The sequence below is a fragment of the Saccharopolyspora rhizosphaerae genome (assembly GCF_003931915.1).
GTDB lineage: Bacteria > Actinomycetota > Actinomycetes > Mycobacteriales > Pseudonocardiaceae > Saccharopolyspora > Saccharopolyspora rhizosphaerae.
Window position 1 is genome coordinate 436,687 of record NZ_RSAA01000001.1, and the last position, 17,095, is coordinate 453,781.

The following is a 17,095-nucleotide window of genomic DNA, read 5'->3' on the forward strand; positions in this document are numbered from 1 at the left end:
GCCCGAGCGCACCCGGCAGACCCTGGAGCGCGGCGTCGGGTGCAGCTCGACGAGCTCATCGTGCGCTCGCGTTCACGCGCGTTCAACGCCCTCCCGCAACTCGGGGACCGGAGCGTTCCTCCGTCCCTGCCGTGGGGAAGGCTTCCGGTGAGCAGCACCCCGGAACACCACATCGGCGCGGGACCGAACCGAGCCGCGCGCAGGGCCTTTCGACGTCCGCAGCGCGAAGCGGGCCCGCCCGGGTGCCACGTCCGGGGAGTTCGTCGCCGCGTGACAACCGTTCACCCCGCCGTCTACGGTCGAACTCGCTCACCGACGAGGCAAGGGGATTCGATGGCGAAGCAACGCGCGCAGGTGCAGATGACACCCGAGGAGGTCGCGGCGTTCCTGGCCACCCGCCGCACCGCGACGCTGACCTCGCTGGGACCGTCCGGGCACCCGCACGCGGTCGCGATGTGGTTCGCGCTCCTCGACGGCGTGGTCTGGTTCGAGACCAAGGCCAAGGCGCAGAAGGCCGTCAACATCCGCCGCGACCCGCGCGTCACCGTCCTCGTGGAGGACGGTCTGACCTACGAGACCCTGCGCGGCGTGTCCCTGGAGGGACGCGCGGAGGTCGTCGAGGACCGCGAGGCCCTCTGGGCGGTCGGGGTCGACATCTGGGAGCGCTACCACGGCCCCTGCACCGACGAGGTGGCGCCGCTGGTCGAGCACATGCTGCACAAGCGCGTCGCCGTCCGCCTCGACGTCGAGCGCACCCGCTCCTGGGACCACCGCAAGCTCGGCTTGGACCCCACTCCCGTCGGCGGCACCACAGCACCCTTCTACGGGCACTGATCAGCCAGTCCTGCTCGGGGCGGGGCGATGCGGTGAGGCGCTGCGGGTCTGATCCGGCGGTTCGCAGAGGGCTTGGCGGTGGCGCGCGTCGTCGACGGCGCGGTTGAATCCTGCAAGCGTGCCGCGGCCGAGGTCCTGGCCGCCCCACCCGAAGAGGAGAAGCAGTGAACGACCCGATCGGCCCGGTGGACGCCACCCGGGTCCCCCGCTACGCCGGAGACACCACCTTCGCCCGGCTGCCCCGGCTCGCCGACGTCACCGACGCCGACACCGTGGTGTGGGGCGTCCCCTTCGACACCGGTGTGACCTACCGTCCGGGCGCCCGGTTCGGCCCCAACCACGTGCGGCAGAGCTCCCGGCTGCTGCGGCCCTACAACCCGGCCCTGGACGCCCAGCCGTTCGCGACGCGGCAGGTCGCCGACGCCGGTGACCTCGGCGTGAACCCGTTCAGCATCGACGACGCGATCAGCACGGTCGAGTCCGCTGCCCGCGACCTGTCGGGCACGCGGCGAACCCTGGTCACCGTGGGCGGCGACCACACGATCGCGCTGCCGCTGCTGCGGGTGCAGCACGAACGCCACGGTCCGATCGCGGTGCTGCACTTCGACGCGCACCTCGACACCTGGGACACCTACTTCGGCGCCCCCCACACCCACGGCACGCCGTTCCGGCGGGCCGCGGAGGAAGGGCTCATCGACTTCGACCACTCGATGCACGTGGGCCTGCGGGGCCCGCTGTACTCGCGGCTGGACCTCGACGAGAGCGAGCGGATGGGGTTCGCCGCGGTGCACTGCCGGGAGTTCGTCCGCACCCCGATCGACACGATCCTCGACCGGATCCGGACCCGGCTGGGCACGCGGCCTGTCTACGTCTCGGTCGACATCGACGTGCTCGACCCCGGTTTCGCGCCGGGCACCGGCACTCCCGAAGCCGGTGGGTTGTCGAGCCGCGAACTGCTGGAGCTGCTGCGCGGGCTCGACGGGCTCAACCTCGTCGGCGCGGACCTGGTGGAGGTCGCACCCGCCTACGACCACGCCGAGATCACCGGGATCGCCGCGGCGCACGTCGCCTACGAGCTGCTGAGCGTCCTGCCCTCCGGCGCCTGACGCGACCGGCAGGCCGGTGAACCGGCACCTGCTCACAACCCGAGTCGCACGTGGGCCGCTGGAGGACTACACGCGCATCAAGCACGTGATGCACAGCTTCAGCTGACGTTCCGGCTCCGCGGTGTCCTCGGGCGTCCGTCCGGGTCGACCACCAACCGCGACACGGGTGCGGCCCACGCCCCGGTCACCGCGGAGTCGCGTGGCCGGGGGTGGCGCCGGACGTGCCCAGGTGGCCGAGGCCCGACGCGACCGGAGGCGTACCAGCGCTCCAGCTCGTCGGCGGCCTTCCGCAGCGCAGCGATGCCGGTGTCCACGTCGGCGAGGTCGGTGTCGTCGGCGCGCTGCAGGTGTTCGCGCCACAGGCGCACGCGCAGCCCCCGGGCAAACGAGCCGTCGGGGGTCTCGTCGACCACGGCGGCGGACAGCTCCGAGTCGTAGGTCCACGACCTCCGGTTGAGGTTCGCCGAGCCCGCGGTCGCCCAGACGTCGTCGATGACGCAGACCTTGGAGTGCACGAAGATCGGCACGTCGTCGCCGTTGACGAGCTCGAGGAAGTCCACCCGCGACCCACCGGCCTCGCGCAGCAGGTCCATGGCACGCCGCTGGTTGAGGTCGTTGACCGCGCGCAGCACGCGGTCGTCCTGGTCGGGCTGGTGCGGCAACACCGCCACCAGGCGCAGCTCGGGGACGCGCCGCAGCGCCTCGGCGAAGGCGTCGGCCACCATCGGCGACCAGAGGAACTGGTCCTCGACGTAGATGAAGTGCTGCGCGCGAGCGAGCGCCTTGGCGTACGCGCGCGCGATGCTGTACTCGCCTTCGGGCGCGAAGCGGTAGGGCGGTCCCTTCTTCTTCGGGTAGGTGCGCAGCACCTGCACCGCGTGGGGACCCGCGACCGGCGGTGGTGGGTCTTGCGCGGGCAGGGCACCGGGATCCCGGTGCCACGTCGAGGGTTGCGCCTGCCGCACGTCGTCCCAGCGCTCCCGGAAGCACGTCTCCACTTCCGCGACCGCAGGCCCGCTGACCGCGAGTTGCAGGTCGTGCCACGGCGGACGGTCACCGTAGGCCTCGGCGATGTCGTCCTGCACCTGGGAATCCCCGCGGTGGGTGCCGTCGTCGCGCCGGCTCGGGCTCGGGTCGATCCCGCCGAGGAAGGCCACGTCCTCCTCCGGCGCGTCCCGCCGACGGATGACCAGGAACTTCTGGTGGTGCGACCCGAACAACCGCACTCGGCGGTCGAGCAGGGCCGACCCACCGTGCGCGCGCAGCAGCTCGATGAAGCGCTCGTTCTCCTTGACGTAGTCGGGTTTCCCGCGCGGCATCGGGGCCCAGAACAGGCCGTGCACCGAGGCGCCGGCGTCCAGTGCCCGGCACATCAGCTTCCCGATCTCGGAGCCGTCGACGGTCAGGCCCTCGTGCGGATCGCCCGCCCACGCGGCGAAGTAGACCTGGTCGCCCGTCCTCAGCCCGTCCAGCGCCGAGGCGACCCGCTCGAAGTACTCGCGTCCGTCGATGAGCGAGTGGACCAGGTTGCCGCTGCTCCACGCGTTCAGGGAGGTGTGCCGGTTGCCGCGCTCGCCTTCGGTGAGGAACCAGGGAGCACGAAGGAGCCCGAGGTCGCCCCTGTTCGGGTCGACCTCGGGCTCCTCGCTCTCGCCGGTGCCGTCAGGCACGGGCACGGTTGAAGATGAGGCGGTAGATGAGCAGCAGGACCAGCGAGCCGATCACCGCCCACACGAAGCTCATCAGGTTGAAACCGGTGACGCCCTGCCCGCCGAACATCGAGCCGAGCCAGCCCCCGAGGAAACCGCCGACGACGCCGATGACGATGGTGAGCAGGATGCCGCCCGGGTCCTTGCCCGGCATGATGAACTTCGCGATCGCGCCGGCCACGAGGCCGAACAAGATCCAACTGAGGATGCCCACTGAGCACTCCCTTCTCCTGCAAGGCCCCACTCACGGGCCCCTGTTCACCTCCCGCATACCCCACGCGTCACAGCGGTATGCACGATCCGATCATGAATTTCACGAGATCGAGTGCTGGTCGTCACCCGGGTCGAGGAGCTGGGCCAGGTGGAGGCCCCGGCGCTCCGGAGCAAGCTGGTCGATCTGCCTGGCGCAGGAGAAGCCGTCGGTGAGCACGGCCGCGTCGGCACCGGTCGCGCGCAGCGCAGGGGCGAGCGCGTTCTCGGCGACCTGCATGCTGACGTCGTAGTGCTCGGCTTCGAAACCGAAGTTGCCCGCCACCCCGCAGCACCCGGTGGCGTCGACGACCTCGTCGACACCCGCTGCCGCCAGGACCGCGCGCTGCGCCTGGGGGCCGAAGACCGAGTGCTCGTGGCAGTGGGTCTGCAGCACCGCCCGCTCCGGGACCTCGCCCGGGGCGGGCTGCCAGCCCGCGGCGACGCGGTCGGCGACGTGGGCGGCGAAGCTGCGCACGCGCCGGGCGACGCGCTCGGCCTGCTCGGTGGGCACGAGTTCGGGCAGGTCCTTGCGCAGCGCCGCCGCGCAGCTGGGTTCGACCACGACGATCGGCCGGTCGGTGCCGTCGTCGAGCGCCGCCGCCGCCCTGGCGAGCATCCGCTTGGCCGTGCGGAGTTGGCCGGTGGAGATCCACGTCAGACCGCAGCAGGCGTCGGCGGAGCAGGACGCGGTGTCACCGGCCTCGGCGAGCACCCGGGACGCGGCTCCGGCCACCTCGGGCCGGAATCCCCGGGTGAAGGTGTCGACGAACAGCACCACCGACCCGGCCGGGTCGTCGACGATCCCACGCCGCCACTCCCCCGCCCGGGCGAAGCGCGGCAGTGCGCGGCGGGTGGTGAGCCCGCCCGCCGCGGCGAAGGCCTTGCCGAGCCGGGTGGCGAGGACCGCGTTGACCGCGCCGGAGACGCGGCCGGTCAACCGGAGCCAGCGGGGCAGCCAGCCGAGCGAGTAGTGCGAGCGCGGGCGCCGGCGCCGGCGGTAGTAGTGGTCGTAGAACTCCGCCTTGTAGGTGGCCATGTCCACGCCCGCCGGGCAGTCGGTGGCGCACGCCTTGCACGACAGGCACAGGTCCAGCACCTCCCGGGCTTCCTCCGAGCGCCAGCCCTCCTCGACCGTGCGCGCACCCCGCACCACCTCCTGCAGGACGCGGGCGCGGCCGCGGGTGGAGTCCTTCTCGTCCCGGGTGGCGCGGTAGCTCGGGCACATGACCCCGCCGGTGTCGGCCCGGCAGCGGCCCACGCCGATGCAGCCCTGCACCGCGTGCACCCACGGATCCCGCCCCGGTGCCGGTGCCGGACCCAGGTCGAAGCTGGTGCGCCACTCCCGCTCCGGGACACCGGCCAGCGCGAGGTGGTCGTCCATCGGATCGGGATCGGTCATCGACCCCGGGTTCAGGACCCCCACCGGGTCCCACAGCCGGCGGGACTCGGCGAAGACGGCCATCACCTCCGGCGAGTACATGATCGGCAGCAGCTCGGAGCGGGCACGGCCATCACCGTGCTCGCCCGACAACGACCCGCCGTGGCGGACGACGAGTTCGGCTGCCTGGCGGGTGAACTCGCGGAAGACCCTGCGCCCGTGCTCGCTGCGCAGGTCGTAGGTGATGCGGATGTGCATGCACCCGGCTCCGAAGTGGCCGTACATGACGCCGGTCAGCTCGTGCGCGGCCAGCAGCTCGCGCAGGTCGGCGAGGTAGTCGGCCAGCCTCTCGGGCGCGACGGCCGCGTCCTCCCAGCCCGGCCACGACTCACCGCCGGAGGCCAAGCGCGACGACAAGCCCGCGCCGTCCTCGCGAACCCGCCACAGCGACGCGCGTTCGGCCGGGTCGGCGGCCTTGCGGCCCTGCACCAACCGCCCGTCGTCGCCGAGCCGTTCCAGCAGCCGGTCGGCCAGGGCGCTGACCGAGTCCGGGTCGTCGCCGTCGAGGTCGACGAACAGCCACGCCTGCCCGTCCGGCAGTCCCAGCACGGAGTCCTCGCCCCGCCGGTGCCGCATCGTGGCGACGATGGCCGCGTCGGTGCCTTCGACCGCGGCGGGCGAGAACTCCAGGATCGCCGGCACGTCCCTGGCCGCGTCGACCACGTCCCGGTAACCCAGGCACACCAGCAGCGCGCTGGCCGGTTTCGGCACCAGCTTCATCCGCGCGCCGACGACCACCGCCCACGTCCCCTCCGACCCGACGACGGCCCGGGCGACGTTGAACCGGTGCTCCGGCAGCAGGTTGTCGAGGTGGTACCCCGAGACCTGGCGCGGGATGCGACCGAGTTCGAGCCGCAACGCGCTCAGGTGCTCCTGGGCGAGCCGGGTCAACGACTCGGTGAGCTCCGCGGCGCGCTGGACCGAGCGCGCGTCGGCGGGGTCGGTGGCGCGCAGACCCGACTCCGTCGCGGTCAACCGAGCGCCCTCCGAGGTGACCAGGTCGATCTCGGCGACGTGGTCGGAGGTGCGCCCGTAGCGCACGGAGTGGTTGCCGCAGGCGTCGTTGCCGATCGCCCCGCCCACCGTGGCGCGGCTCTTCGACGACGGGTCCGGCGCGAAGGTGCAGCGCCCCGCGGTCGCCCGCTCCACGTCGCGCGACAGCGTCGCCAGGACGACACCGGGTTCGACGTCGACCGTGCCCGCGTCCTCGTCGACGGTCCCGACGCGGTCCATGTGCCGGGAGAAGTCCAGGACCAGGCCCGGTCCGACCGCGTTGCCGGCCATCGACGTCCCTCCGCCGCGAGCGATGATCGGCGTGCCCAGCTCCCGGCAGACACCGACCGCCGCCACGACGTCCTCGACCGAGCGCGGGAACGCCACGGCGACGGGTTCCACCCGGTAGTTCGAGGCGTCGTAGGCGTACTCGGCGCGACGCCGAGGTGCGGCGTCGGCCCGCACTCCCGCTCGCGCGAGCGCCTCGAGCAGTTCACCGTCGTGCTGCACCTTCGGAGCGGCGGTATCGGTCATGAGGCAGGATTCTCCCTCACCGTCGGGCCGGACTGCGCGACACGGGTGATCCCCGTGTCGCGGCCGTGCGGTCTCAGACACGCTGCGCTGCCGCGGGCACCAACTCCGCCGAGCGGGAGGTCTTTCTGCTCTGGCGGCAAGTCCGGGCTGCTCACAGGGTGGATTCGCCGGTGACGAGGCGCGCCGGCTCTCGTGGTCCCCACTGCTGAGGAGTTCGACATGGCTACGCATGGAGCCCGCCCCGCACGCACCGGGTGGGTCGGTTGGATCTACTTCGGTGCCGTCGTCCTGGTGGCGGGCGGCATCGTGCAGTTCGTCAACGGGTTGATCGCGCTGGCCGACTCGGGGATGATGTACCTCCTGCCGTCCGGGATGGCCGTGCAGGTGAGCTTCGCCAGCGTCGGCATCAGCTTCATGATCATGGGGATCGTGCTCGCCGCGGCCGGCATCGGCGTGATGAGCGGCAAGACCTGGGCACGGGTGCTGGCGATCACCTTGGCCGTGCTCAGCGTGCTGGGCAACATCGCGTTCTTCACCGCCTACCCGATCTGGTCGGCGATCGTCATCGTGCTCGACGTCCTGGTCATCTACGCACTCGTCGCGCACGGCAAGGAGCTGCGGCACAGCTGACCTGGGGACCGCCGGAGAGGGAGGGGCGAGCGCGTGGGCCTCCAAGTGCTGCCGTTGGCGGTCACGATGATGGCCGGCCCGCAGATCATGTCCGCCATCGTGTTCGTGACCAGCGGTCGCGCGGTCCGGGTTTCGCTGGCCTTCCTCTCCGGAGTCCTCATCGCCACCGTCGCCGGGGTCGGCATCGCCCGCGGTCTCGCCCACCTGCTCGGAAACGCGCTCCCCTCCGGTGGTCTCCAGTCCTCGACGGCGGGCAAAGCGGCCCAGATCGGACTGATCTGCCTGCTGGTCCTGTTCGCCCTCCGGAACTACCTCGGGCGCAAGACCGCTGAGCCGCCGAAGTGGCTGGGCACCCTGCTCTCGGCCACTCCGGCCACCGGGTTGAAGACGGGTCTGCTGGTGGTCCTCGCGATGCCCTCGGACATCGTCATCATGCTCACCGTCGGTGCCAACCTCGAACACCACCGGTCGGGCTTCGGCGCCGCGGCCCCGTTCATCGCAGCCACGCTGCTGGTGGCGTCGCTCCCGCTGCTGCTCTACCTGACCTTCCACAAGCAGGCGATCACCGCCATGCCCAAGGTCCGCGACTGGATGAACACCCGCAGCTGGCTGGTCAACATCATCGTCTGCGGCATCTTCATCGCCCTCATCGCCACCGGCGCCTGACGCCACCGGGCTTGCGAAGGGTCCCGGGCGCCGACGAGTGCGGCGGAATTCCTCCCTCACCTCCACGACCGTCGTCCGGAGCGCTCCTGCGCTCTTCCTCGTGGACCGCGGCGGGGACCACGTGCAGCCCCTGAGGCGGGTCTGGTGCCGTAGGTTGTGATCGACCGCAGGAGGGGTGGGGCGATGGTGGAGTCGGCGGCACCGCGGAGGACCACGAGCGACGTGACGACCGAGCACGTCGACACCCGCCCCGCCACCCGGGTGAGCCGGGGGTTGCGCCGGTGATCAGCGCGAACCGCCAGGTCTGGGCCCTGCTAGGCCACGCCGCGCTCACCCAGCTGCTCACCTTCGTCCTGCGCCCCGCCACCACCTACCGGGCGATCGAGCTCGGCGTGCCCGCGTCCTGGCTGGGCGTGCTCTCCGGCAGCTTCGCCGTGGTCCCGTTGCTGCTGGCGCTGCCCGCCGGGCACGTCGTCGACCGGCTCGGCGAGCGCCGCGTGATGTTCGCCGGCAGCCTGCTGATGTGCGTGGCCGGCACCCTGCTTCTCGCGCTCGGTCACGCGGTCCCCGGCCTGATCGCGGGCAGCGTCGTGCTCGGCACCGCGCACCTGGGTGCGATCGTGGGTCAGCAGGCATTGGTGGCCAACAGCACGACCTCGGGCCGGATGGACTCCGCGTTCGGCTACTACACCTTCGCCGCGTCGCTGGGCCAGGCCGCAGGTCCGCTGCTGATCGTCGCTTTCGGGGGCACGCAGGCGGTTCCGGACACCACGCCGATCTTCCAGGGCAGCATCGCGATCGCACTCGTGCTGTTCGCGCTGACCTTCGCGATCCGGAGCACCGGGGCCGCACGCCGCCGGGCCGTCGCCGAGGACGTCGGCCTGCGGCAGCTGCTGCGCCTGCCAGGGCTGCCGGGCGCGCTGCTCACCGCGTGCACCGTGCTCGCCGCGGTCGACATCTCCCTGGTCTACCTGCCCGCGCTGGGAGCCGAACGCGGCATCGCCTCCTCGCTGATCGGCACGCTGCTGGTGCTGCGCGCGGCCTCGTCGATGGCGTCGCGGTTCTTCCTCGGGCGGCTCTCGGAGGCGGTCGGTCGTCGTCGACTCCTGGTGCTGAGCATCTTCGGCGCCGCTGCCGGTCTCGCCGTCGCCGCCGCCCCGGCACCGGTCTGGCTGCTGCTGGTCGCGGTCACCGTCGCCGGGTTCGGACTCGGCGTCGGGCAACCGCTGACGATGTCCTGGCTGGCCGAGTCGGCGCCACCGGGTGCGCGGGGTCGCGCGATGTCGTTGCGCCTGACCGGGAACCGCGCCGGTCAGGTCATCATCCCCGGCGCCATCGGCATGGTCGCCGCCGGACTGGGGTCGGCCGGCGTCCTCTGGGTCACCGCTGCGGGTCTCGCCCTCACGGGCACCCTCGCCCGCAAGCTCCCGGTCAACCACCCCTCCGGCCGCTGACCCCGCCGCTCCCCCAGCGGCCACCCCGCGCCCTGGTGCGGCCGGCTCCCGACGCCGGCAGAGAGCGAGTCCACTGAGGACCCCACGCCGGGGCCGGGACCTTCGCCCCGGTCTCGGGCGCGAGTTCCCCTCGTGATTTCCTCGCGGCGGCTCGCCGCTCCTGGTGAGGTCGGCACGACACCGTGACCAACCCGCTGGTTCGTCCATGACGGTGGAGGCTTTTCACCACCGGCGGGTTCGTCGCCGGAGGATCACGTCGGCGTCCTGCACCGCGCGCAAGACCCAAAATCGCGGTGTGGAGCCGAAAACCGTCACCGCAGGCGCCGGTGAACCTGGGAAGATCACACTGCACGACGCGTCACCTCGTGAGAGCACCACACGCGACGAGGAATCACGACAACCTCCCACCCGACGTCGAGCGATCACAACGGCTCGCACCGGTCCGGGGTCCTCGCCGATCACCGCCGCGTCGGCGAAAACCGTTCCTCTGCAGGCAGTTCGGAGCCTCGCCCTGCCTGGCACACCACCTCCACCGTCGACCCGGTCGAGGTGCACCGGCAGTGCTCAACGCTCAACTTTGTCCCATTGGGAACATTTCGAAAGGTTTTGCTCCTCGTCGGCGTTCCCTTGTGTACCGATTCGCATGACATGCGGGAGGAGACCGTGATGTCCAACAAACCAGCGCGCACGGAGCGATCGCGTCGAACGGCAGCAGTCATCGCTGCCGCCGGCGCCAGCGGTGTGCTGATCGCGATGGGCGGCACCGGGGTCATGGCCCAGGCTCCGCCCCCACCGCCGGCTCCGCCGGCACCGCCGGCACCGCCGGCACCGCCGAGCCCGCCGCCTCTCGAAGAGCAGCCTCCCGGTGGGCAACAGCCCGACCGGAACGAAGGCAGGGGCGGCCAGATGCAGGGCGGGATCGACACCGGCATGAACGTGGAATCGGTCGAGGTGGTCCACGAGGACCTCGACGACGACGCTCCCGAGCAAGTCCAGTACCGGTTCTCCAAGCCCGTCACCGACGTGGGCAATCCCGCGGCCTTCCAGCTGTCCGGGTTCTCCACCGACGCCACGACCAAGGCGCAGAGCGCGGAGATCGTGAACGGTGACACCAACAGCGTCCTGACCGAGTACGCTCCCGGGACCGACGTCCGTTCGTTCACGGTGGCGATCACCGATTCCCAAGCCGTGGAGAACGAGAGCGGTCGCACGAACCTGCCGAACACCGTCGAGCTCGGCGGCGCCCGAGAGGTCCAGGGCACGGACGCACCTCAGCTCGAGAACGTCGAGACCAACGCGACGCTCGACCAGGTGAGGTACAAGTTCGACCGCAACATCAAGGAAGACGGCGGCGGGGTCGACGCCTCGAAGCTCGGTATGTACACCGAGGACGGCCGGGAGATCGACGGCCAGTCCATCGTCGGCGCCAACGACGACACCGTCACCGTCCAGTTCGACTCCCAGGTCGAGGACGGGGTGCGGCACTTCGCCAAGGCCGGCGCCGTCACCGACACCCGCGGTGTGAGGAACGCGCCGAGCTCCAGCGGGCAGGAGACCACCGCGCCGAGCTTGACCGGTGTCAGCGGACTGATGGGCAGGACCCAGTTCGAGTACACCTTCAACCAGCCGGTGACGGTCGACTCGCCGCAGGGCTTCGTCGTCTACACGCCGGATGGCAAGGCGATCGAAGGCAGCAGCGTCGTCCAGCCCAACGCCGAGACCATCCGCGTCGCGTTCCCGGAGATCCAGAACTACGGCGAGCAGATCAGCCAGGCCACGGTCAACCCCAACGCCGTGAAGTCCTCCGACGGATCGAACACGCCGAACGTCCTGGGCAACCAGGACATCGGCGGCACCCAAGCCGGAGCCCTCACCTCGGGTCCGGACCTCACGGGAGCCTCCGCCGGCCCGGACACCGGCCAGGTCCGCCTCGAGTTCGACGAGGAGATCGACGACGGCAAGACCTACAACGCCGACGGCTTCCAGCTGGTCACGCGATCCGGCGACCGGATCAACGCCAACAGCGTGGTCGAGATCGCCGACAACAGCATCCTGGTCAACTTCAACCGGGCCGCCGCCGACGCCGGCAACTCCGTGACGGTCAAGGCCAACGCCGTCCAGGACGAACAGGGCAACGGCAACCTGCTGGCGAACCGGTCGCTCGGAGAGGGCGGTGCAGGAGAGCCCGGCCTCGAGGAACGGCAACCGGCTCAGCAGAGCAACCTCGACGACCAGGCCGACATCGACCTGAACCAGCAGAACACCGACGAGGACCTCGACCTGAACCAGCAGGACAACAACGAGGACCTCGACCTGAACCGGCAGAGCACTGACGACAACAACCTGAACGACGACGACAGTGATCTGCGGGACGACAACAGCGACCTGAACAACAACGACGGGTTCAGGGACAACGACAACAACAACAACGACAACGACCTGGACAACCAGAACGACTGGAACAACGGTTCTGGCCAGTGACCCCACCGTGTGCCTCGCCACGATCCCGTGGCGAGGCACACTCCACGAGCTGAGGAGGCGCAACGATGTCGGAGACACCGTCGCGCGCCACCGGCGAACCGGTCCCGCCGCCGGACCCGAACGACCCGACGACGGGGCCGGGCTCCGCTTCCCCGGTGCTCCACCGGGATCCCTTGACCGGAACCCGCTCGTTCATCGACCAGCAGCTGCGCAACGCGCTCCGGGTGCTCGCGCCCAACCTGCGGCGGTACAGCCTCTCACCCGGCGACCGGATCTACGGCGTGGGAGCGAACGTGCGGGCGGTCTCCCTCATCGAGCGAGGACTCGTCGCACTGCGCAGTCCGGGATCCGCGACGCTGATGCTGCTGCGCGACAGCGGGATCGTCGGTGACGTCGAAGTGATGACCGAGACCCGTGCGGAAAAGGAAGCGACCGCCCTGCTCGACACCGACATCATCCGCATACCCGGCGACGAGTTCCGGTGGCTGATCCAGCGGTACCCGGAGTTCGCCTTGCGGTGGACCGATGCGATGGCGTGCCGGATGGCCGGTTACGAACGCAGGCTCCTGGACATGCTGGCAGGAGATCTCAGGGCGCAGATCTCGTCCCTGCTGCTGCACGAGTTCGCCGATTCCGACGTGACGCGGCTGACCCACCAGATGATCGCTGAACTGCTCGGTGTGCAGCGCACCAGCGTCAGCCGGGTGGTCAGCCACCTCGTCCAGCACGACATCGTCGAGAGCGGGTACGGGCACATGCGGTTGCGCGACCGCAACGCGCTGGCCCGCGCCGCGCTCGGCTACTCGACGGGGAGCCACACCTGAGATCCGAACCAGGCGGGAGTTCGACCGATGAACGAGAACACGGCGTGGAACCTGGGCGACGAGTCCGAGATGCTCCGCCACCGCGAGGGTGAGGTGATGCGGGGTCTGCTCTGGGAGCTCAAGAAGGTCATCGTCGGCCACGAGCAGGAGACCGAGGAGATCGTCGTGTGCCTGCTCGCCGGTGGGCACTGCCTGCTCGAAGGTCTGCCCGGCGTCGCCAAGACGCTGACCATCAAAACGCTGGCCGAGGCCGTCGACGTGGACTTCACCCGGATCCAGTTCACGCCCGACCTCGTTCCCTCCGACATCGTCGGCACCCGCATCTACCGAGCTTCCCGCGAGGAGTTCGACATCGAGCTGGGCCCGGTGTTCACCAACTTCGTGCTCGCCGACGAGATCAACCGCGCGCCGGCGAAGGTGCAGTCGGCGATGCTGGAGGTCATGGCCGAGCGCCAGGTCAGCATCGGCGGGCAGACCTGGGCGATGCCGCGCCCGTTCCTGGTGATGGCCACGCAGAACCCGATCGAGACCGAGGGCGTCTACCCGCTGCCCGAAGCGCAGCGCGACCGCTTCCTCGTCAAGGTCCTCATCAACTACCCGCAGGCCGGCGACGAGCTGGAGATCGTGCGGCGGATGAGCACCGGGGCGCCGAAGCCCAAGCAGGTCCTCGACGCCGAGAAGCTCACCCAGCTGCAGGAGTCGGCCAGCCAGGTCTACGTCGACCCGCTGGTGATGGAGTACGCGGTGGCGCTGGTGATGGCCACCCGCACGCCCAACGAGCTCGGGTTCAGCGACATCGCCCCGTACCTCGCGGTCGGGGCGAGCCCGCGGGCCAGCCTCGGCCTGATCGCCGCGGCCCGAGCGTTCGCGCTCATCCACGGCCGCGGTTACGCGGTCCCCGAGGACGTGCACCACCTCGCGCCCGCGGTGCTGCGGCACCGGCTGGTGCTGACCTACGAGGCCTTGGCCGACGGCGTCACCGCCGACGACATCGTCACCAAGCTGCTCGACCGGGTGCACCAGCCCCGGCCGGCCAAGACCCGGTCCTCGCTGTGGGGTCGGTCCTGATGGCGCGGCGGGCCCACCACGAGCAACCGGCCACGCGCCGCGTCCTGGCTCAGCTGGAGCTGCTGATCAACCAGCGGCTCGCCGGTGCCGTGCACGGTGACTACCAGGGGTTCTTCCCGGGTCCGGGCAACGAGGCCGGCGAGGGACGTCCCTACGTGCCGGGCGACGACGTGCGCATGATCGACTGGAACCTCACCGCCCGCACCTTGCACACCCACGTCCGGGACCCGATCCGCGACCACGAGCTCGACGTGTGGATCGTCGTCGACCTGTCGGCGAGCCAGTCCTTCGGCACCAGGGGCGGTGAGAAGCGGGAGCTGGCGCTGTTCGCCACGGCCGCGTTCGGCTTCGCCGCGACCTGGCTGGCCAACCGGGTCGGCGCGGTGCTGCTGGTCGACGGGGAGACCGAGGTCTGGCCGCTGCGCTCCGGGAAGACCCACCTGCAGGCGGTCCTGCACCGCATCGCGACGATCAACACCCGCGAACCCCGCCCCGACCCGCCCGGCGGCCGCACCGACCTCAGCCCCGCGCTGAGCCAGGTCGGGACCGTGGCACCCCGCCGCGGGTTCGTCGCGGTCATCTCCGACTTCCTGGTCGAGCCGGGGTGGGCCAACGACCTGCACCGGCTGTCCCAGCGGCACACGGTCGTGGCGGTCGAGCTGGTCGACCCGCTGGAACTGCGGCTCCCCGCCGTCGGATCGCTGGTCGTCGAAGACCCCGAGACCGGCGCGCGGCTGACCGTCGACACGCTCGACAGCGCTCTGCGCGAGCGGTACGAGGAAGCGGCCCGCCACCAGCGGGAACGCATCGCTCACATCATCCGCAACGCCGGGGCCGAACACCTGCGGCTGCGCACCGACGAGGACTGGATCGGGCAGCTGGTGCAGTTCTTCCGGCTCCGCAAGCACCGGCAAACTGGCTATCGGCGGTCATCATGGGTGGGTTGAGCTTCGCATCCCCGGCGTGGTTGTGGCTTCTGCTGCTCGTCCCCGCGCTGGCGGTGGTCTACGTCCTCGTCCAGCGCAGGAGGGTCCGCTACACGGTCACTCTGACCAACCTGGAGCTGCTGTCCTCGGTGATGCCTCGCCGCCCCTCCTGGCGCAGGCACCTCCCGCCGGCTCTGCTGCTGCTCGCGACGCTGATCCTGGTGCTGGGCCTGGCGGGCCCCACCGTGCGGATGCCGGACCCCTCGCGCAGCAGCACCGTGGTGCTGGCCGTGGACGTCTCACCGTCGATGCTCGCCAACGACGTGCCGCCGAGCCGGTCCGACGCCATGAAGACCGCGGTCCGCGACTTCCTGGAATCGGTGCCCCAGGACACCCAGGTCGGGCTGGTCAGCTTCGCCGCGTCCGCCAACGTCGACGTGCCACCCACCCGGGACCACCAGGCGGTCGTCGACGCGCTCGGGCGGTTGCAGTTCCAGTCCAACACCTCGTTGAGTCAGGCCATCCTGACCTCGCTGAACACGGTGCGCACCGCCGGCGGCAGCGCCGCGGGGATCATCGTGCTCTCCGACGGCCTGAGCAACACCGGCCCACCTCCCGAAGCGGCGATCGAGGCGGCTCGCGCGGCGCGCGTGCCGGTGTCGACGATCGCGGTCGGCACGCCGGCAGGCAACGTCCAGCTCTCCCGGGGGCCGGTGGCCGTTCCGCTCGACACGCGGGAGCTCGAGCGCCTGGCGCGCGAAACCGGAGGACTGACGTTCACCGCTGCCACCGAGCGGGAGCTGCAGGCCATCTACAGCAACATCGGTGAGACCGTGTCGCCGCCCATCGTGCCCGTCGACATCAGCCGCTGGTTCTTCCTGTCCGCGCTCGTCGCGATGGCGGCGGCCGGTGCGCTGTCGATGCTGTGGTTCGCCAGGATGCCGTGATCGTCGAGGATGCCGTGATCGTCGGCAAACCCTCATTCCTGCTCGCGCAACCGCATCGCGAATTGCCGCAACCTCGATGCCGCGTCCTGGTCGGACTTCCCCCTGCGTTCGGCGAGGCTGCTCTTGATGTCGAGGTACACCCGCAATTCTGTCCCACAGGCCCGGCACGCTTCGAGGTGCTTCTCGAAGGCCTCGGCCTCGTCGGGGTCCAACTCGCGGTCGATGTAGCGCTGGAGCAGGGAAAGCGCCTCGAAGCACTGCCTCTGGCGCTCGTACCTGGCGCGCTGCGCCCACTTCTGGGACCGCTGGTTGCGTCGCAGGGGCTCGAACCACGCCTTCACCGCACACCACCTTCCCGGCAGTCCACCACACGTGGGTGCAGACAATTCCCAGTCTACACCGCAATTCTCAACCCTTTCACCACCACCGCGTGCCAATCCTCCACATCCGCGGGTGTGACTTTGTGCCCTTTGTGTCCTCTCGGATACCCGGGATCCTTCAGGAGTAAGCCGGATTGCTCCTGAGAACACGAAGAACACGACTGGCACCGGATGGAAGGCAAGCGCACGGGTTCACGGGCGTGGTGAGGGCTGCAGTTCTGCGCGGTCGCGGAATTCCCTGCCCGTCACGTTGAAGCAGGCGTCTTCCACGCAGAAGGGGGTGTCGAGGCAGTGGAAAGGTCCGACACTTTCTCCGTGGTCGAGAAGCAGCAGATGTTCGACCGGTACGTCGTCCCGGAGATCCCTCTGCTGCTGCGAGTGGCGCGGTCGCTCACCGACCAGCCCGCCGACGCGGAGGATTTGGTCCAGGACACGTTGTTGCGGGCTTACCGCGGAATCACCGGGTTCGACGGGTTCTACCCGCGCGCGTGGTTGCTGCGCATCTTGCACAACACCCACGTCAGCAGGCTCCGCCGGCGCAGTCCCCTGCTGATGTTCGGTCCCGCTGATCGCGATGAGGGGATGAGCGATCCCGCCCCGCACGGCACCCCGGAGAGCGTCGTCGTGGACGAGTCCTTCGACGACGCCGTTGAGCAGGCCCTCGGCATGCTCCGACAGCCGAACAAGAAGGTGATCGACCTCGTCGACATCGAGGGCCTGTCCTACGCGGAAGCCGCGATGGCGCTCGACGTCCCCATCGGGACCGTCGTCAGCCGCCTGCACCGCGCCCGCAAGCAGATCCGGGAGCACCTGGTCGACCAGGGCATCGGCCCGCACCGGCACGGGCGTTGAT

At 70.5% G+C, this 17,095-nt stretch carries 14 protein-coding genes and 1 pseudogene; 11 read left to right on the top strand and 4 right to left on the bottom strand.

What is annotated here, in order from left to right; genetic code table 11:
• The first annotated feature begins 333 nt into the window (after positions 1 to 333).
• Positions 334 to 834, top strand: a complete 501-nt coding sequence (locus tag EIL87_RS02055) for a pyridoxamine 5'-phosphate oxidase family protein (RefSeq protein WP_199740156.1) — start codon at positions 334 to 336, stop codon at positions 832 to 834.
• Positions 835 to 998: 164 nt separating this feature from the next.
• Positions 999 to 1,940, top strand: coding sequence for an agmatinase (gene speB, locus EIL87_RS02060; protein WP_125088377.1), 942 nt, complete (start codon positions 999 to 1,001; stop codon positions 1,938 to 1,940).
• A 98-nt stretch (positions 1,941 to 2,038) separates the two neighbouring features.
• Here the strand turns inward: speB and EIL87_RS02065 are convergent, their stop codons facing one another.
• From EIL87_RS02065 to EIL87_RS02075, 3 genes are all read right to left on the bottom strand, one after another.
• The gene (locus tag EIL87_RS02065; protein ID WP_199740158.1) at positions 2,039 to 3,616 is read right to left on the bottom strand and encodes a phospholipase D family protein; all 1,578 of its coding nucleotides are present in this window, start codon (positions 3,614 to 3,616) and stop codon (positions 2,039 to 2,041) included.
• On the bottom strand, positions 3,603 to 3,863 hold the full coding sequence (locus EIL87_RS02070; protein ID WP_125088378.1) for a GlsB/YeaQ/YmgE family stress response membrane protein: 261 nt from the start codon (positions 3,861 to 3,863) through the stop codon (positions 3,603 to 3,605). Before EIL87_RS02070 ends, EIL87_RS02065 begins: the two co-directional genes overlap by 14 nt.
• Positions 3,864 to 3,962: 99 nt before the next feature.
• Complete coding sequence (locus tag EIL87_RS02075) at positions 3,963 to 6,866, bottom strand: FAD-binding and (Fe-S)-binding domain-containing protein (protein ID WP_125088379.1); 2,904 nt, start codon at positions 6,864 to 6,866, stop codon at positions 3,963 to 3,965.
• A 219-nt stretch (positions 6,867 to 7,085) separates the two neighbouring features.
• Here EIL87_RS02075 and EIL87_RS02080 point away from each other — a divergent pair, with 219 nt between their 5' ends.
• The 8 genes and pseudogenes from EIL87_RS02080 (at position 7,086) to EIL87_RS02115 (ending at position 15,862) form a co-directional block, all read left to right on the top strand.
• Positions 7,086 to 7,496 carry a DUF7144 family membrane protein gene (locus tag EIL87_RS02080; protein WP_125088380.1) on the top strand — a complete coding sequence of 137 codons (411 nt, stop codon included), beginning with the start codon at positions 7,086 to 7,088 and terminating at the stop codon, positions 7,494 to 7,496.
• A 33-nt stretch (positions 7,497 to 7,529) separates the two neighbouring features.
• The gene (locus tag EIL87_RS02085; RefSeq protein WP_125088381.1) at positions 7,530 to 8,162 is read left to right on the top strand and encodes a GAP family protein; all 633 of its coding nucleotides are present in this window, start codon (positions 7,530 to 7,532) and stop codon (positions 8,160 to 8,162) included.
• Between the two features lie 281 nt (positions 8,163 to 8,443).
• On the top strand, positions 8,444 to 9,616 hold the full coding sequence (locus EIL87_RS02090; protein ID WP_233575949.1) for an MFS transporter: 1,173 nt from the start codon (positions 8,444 to 8,446) through the stop codon (positions 9,614 to 9,616).
• A 666-nt stretch (positions 9,617 to 10,282) separates the two neighbouring features.
• The gene (locus tag EIL87_RS02095) at positions 10,283 to 12,097 is read left to right on the top strand and encodes a hypothetical protein (RefSeq protein WP_125088382.1); all 1,815 of its coding nucleotides are present in this window, start codon (positions 10,283 to 10,285) and stop codon (positions 12,095 to 12,097) included.
• A 65-nt stretch (positions 12,098 to 12,162) separates the two neighbouring features.
• Entirely contained in the window at positions 12,163 to 12,921 is a 759-nt protein-coding gene (locus EIL87_RS02100; protein WP_125088383.1) for a Crp/Fnr family transcriptional regulator, read from the top strand.
• Positions 12,922 to 12,990: 69 nt separating this feature from the next.
• A pseudogene (locus EIL87_RS02105) lies at positions 12,991 to 14,089 on the top strand (AAA family ATPase).
• Positions 13,989 to 14,936 carry a DUF58 domain-containing protein gene (locus EIL87_RS02110; RefSeq protein WP_125088384.1) on the top strand — a complete coding sequence of 316 codons (948 nt, stop codon included), beginning with the start codon at positions 13,989 to 13,991 and terminating at the stop codon, positions 14,934 to 14,936. The pseudogene EIL87_RS02105 and the gene EIL87_RS02110 overlap by 101 nt, the downstream one beginning before the upstream one ends.
• Positions 14,933 to 15,862 carry a VWA domain-containing protein gene (locus tag EIL87_RS02115; protein ID WP_158628564.1) on the top strand — a complete coding sequence of 310 codons (930 nt, stop codon included), beginning with the start codon at positions 14,933 to 14,935 and terminating at the stop codon, positions 15,860 to 15,862. The genes EIL87_RS02110 and EIL87_RS02115 overlap by 4 nt, the downstream gene beginning before the upstream one ends.
• Positions 15,863 to 15,894: 32 nt before the next feature.
• Here EIL87_RS02115 and EIL87_RS26705 read toward each other — a convergent pair whose 3' ends face one another.
• Positions 15,895 to 16,203, bottom strand: a complete 309-nt coding sequence (locus EIL87_RS26705; RefSeq protein ID WP_158628565.1) for a zf-HC2 domain-containing protein — start codon at positions 16,201 to 16,203, stop codon at positions 15,895 to 15,897.
• A 354-nt stretch (positions 16,204 to 16,557) separates the two neighbouring features.
• Between EIL87_RS26705 and EIL87_RS02125 the strand changes: the two genes are divergently transcribed.
• On the top strand, positions 16,558 to 17,094 hold the full coding sequence (locus EIL87_RS02125) for an RNA polymerase sigma factor (protein ID WP_233575951.1): 537 nt from the start codon (positions 16,558 to 16,560) through the stop codon (positions 17,092 to 17,094).
• Position 17,095 lies beyond the last annotated feature (1 nt).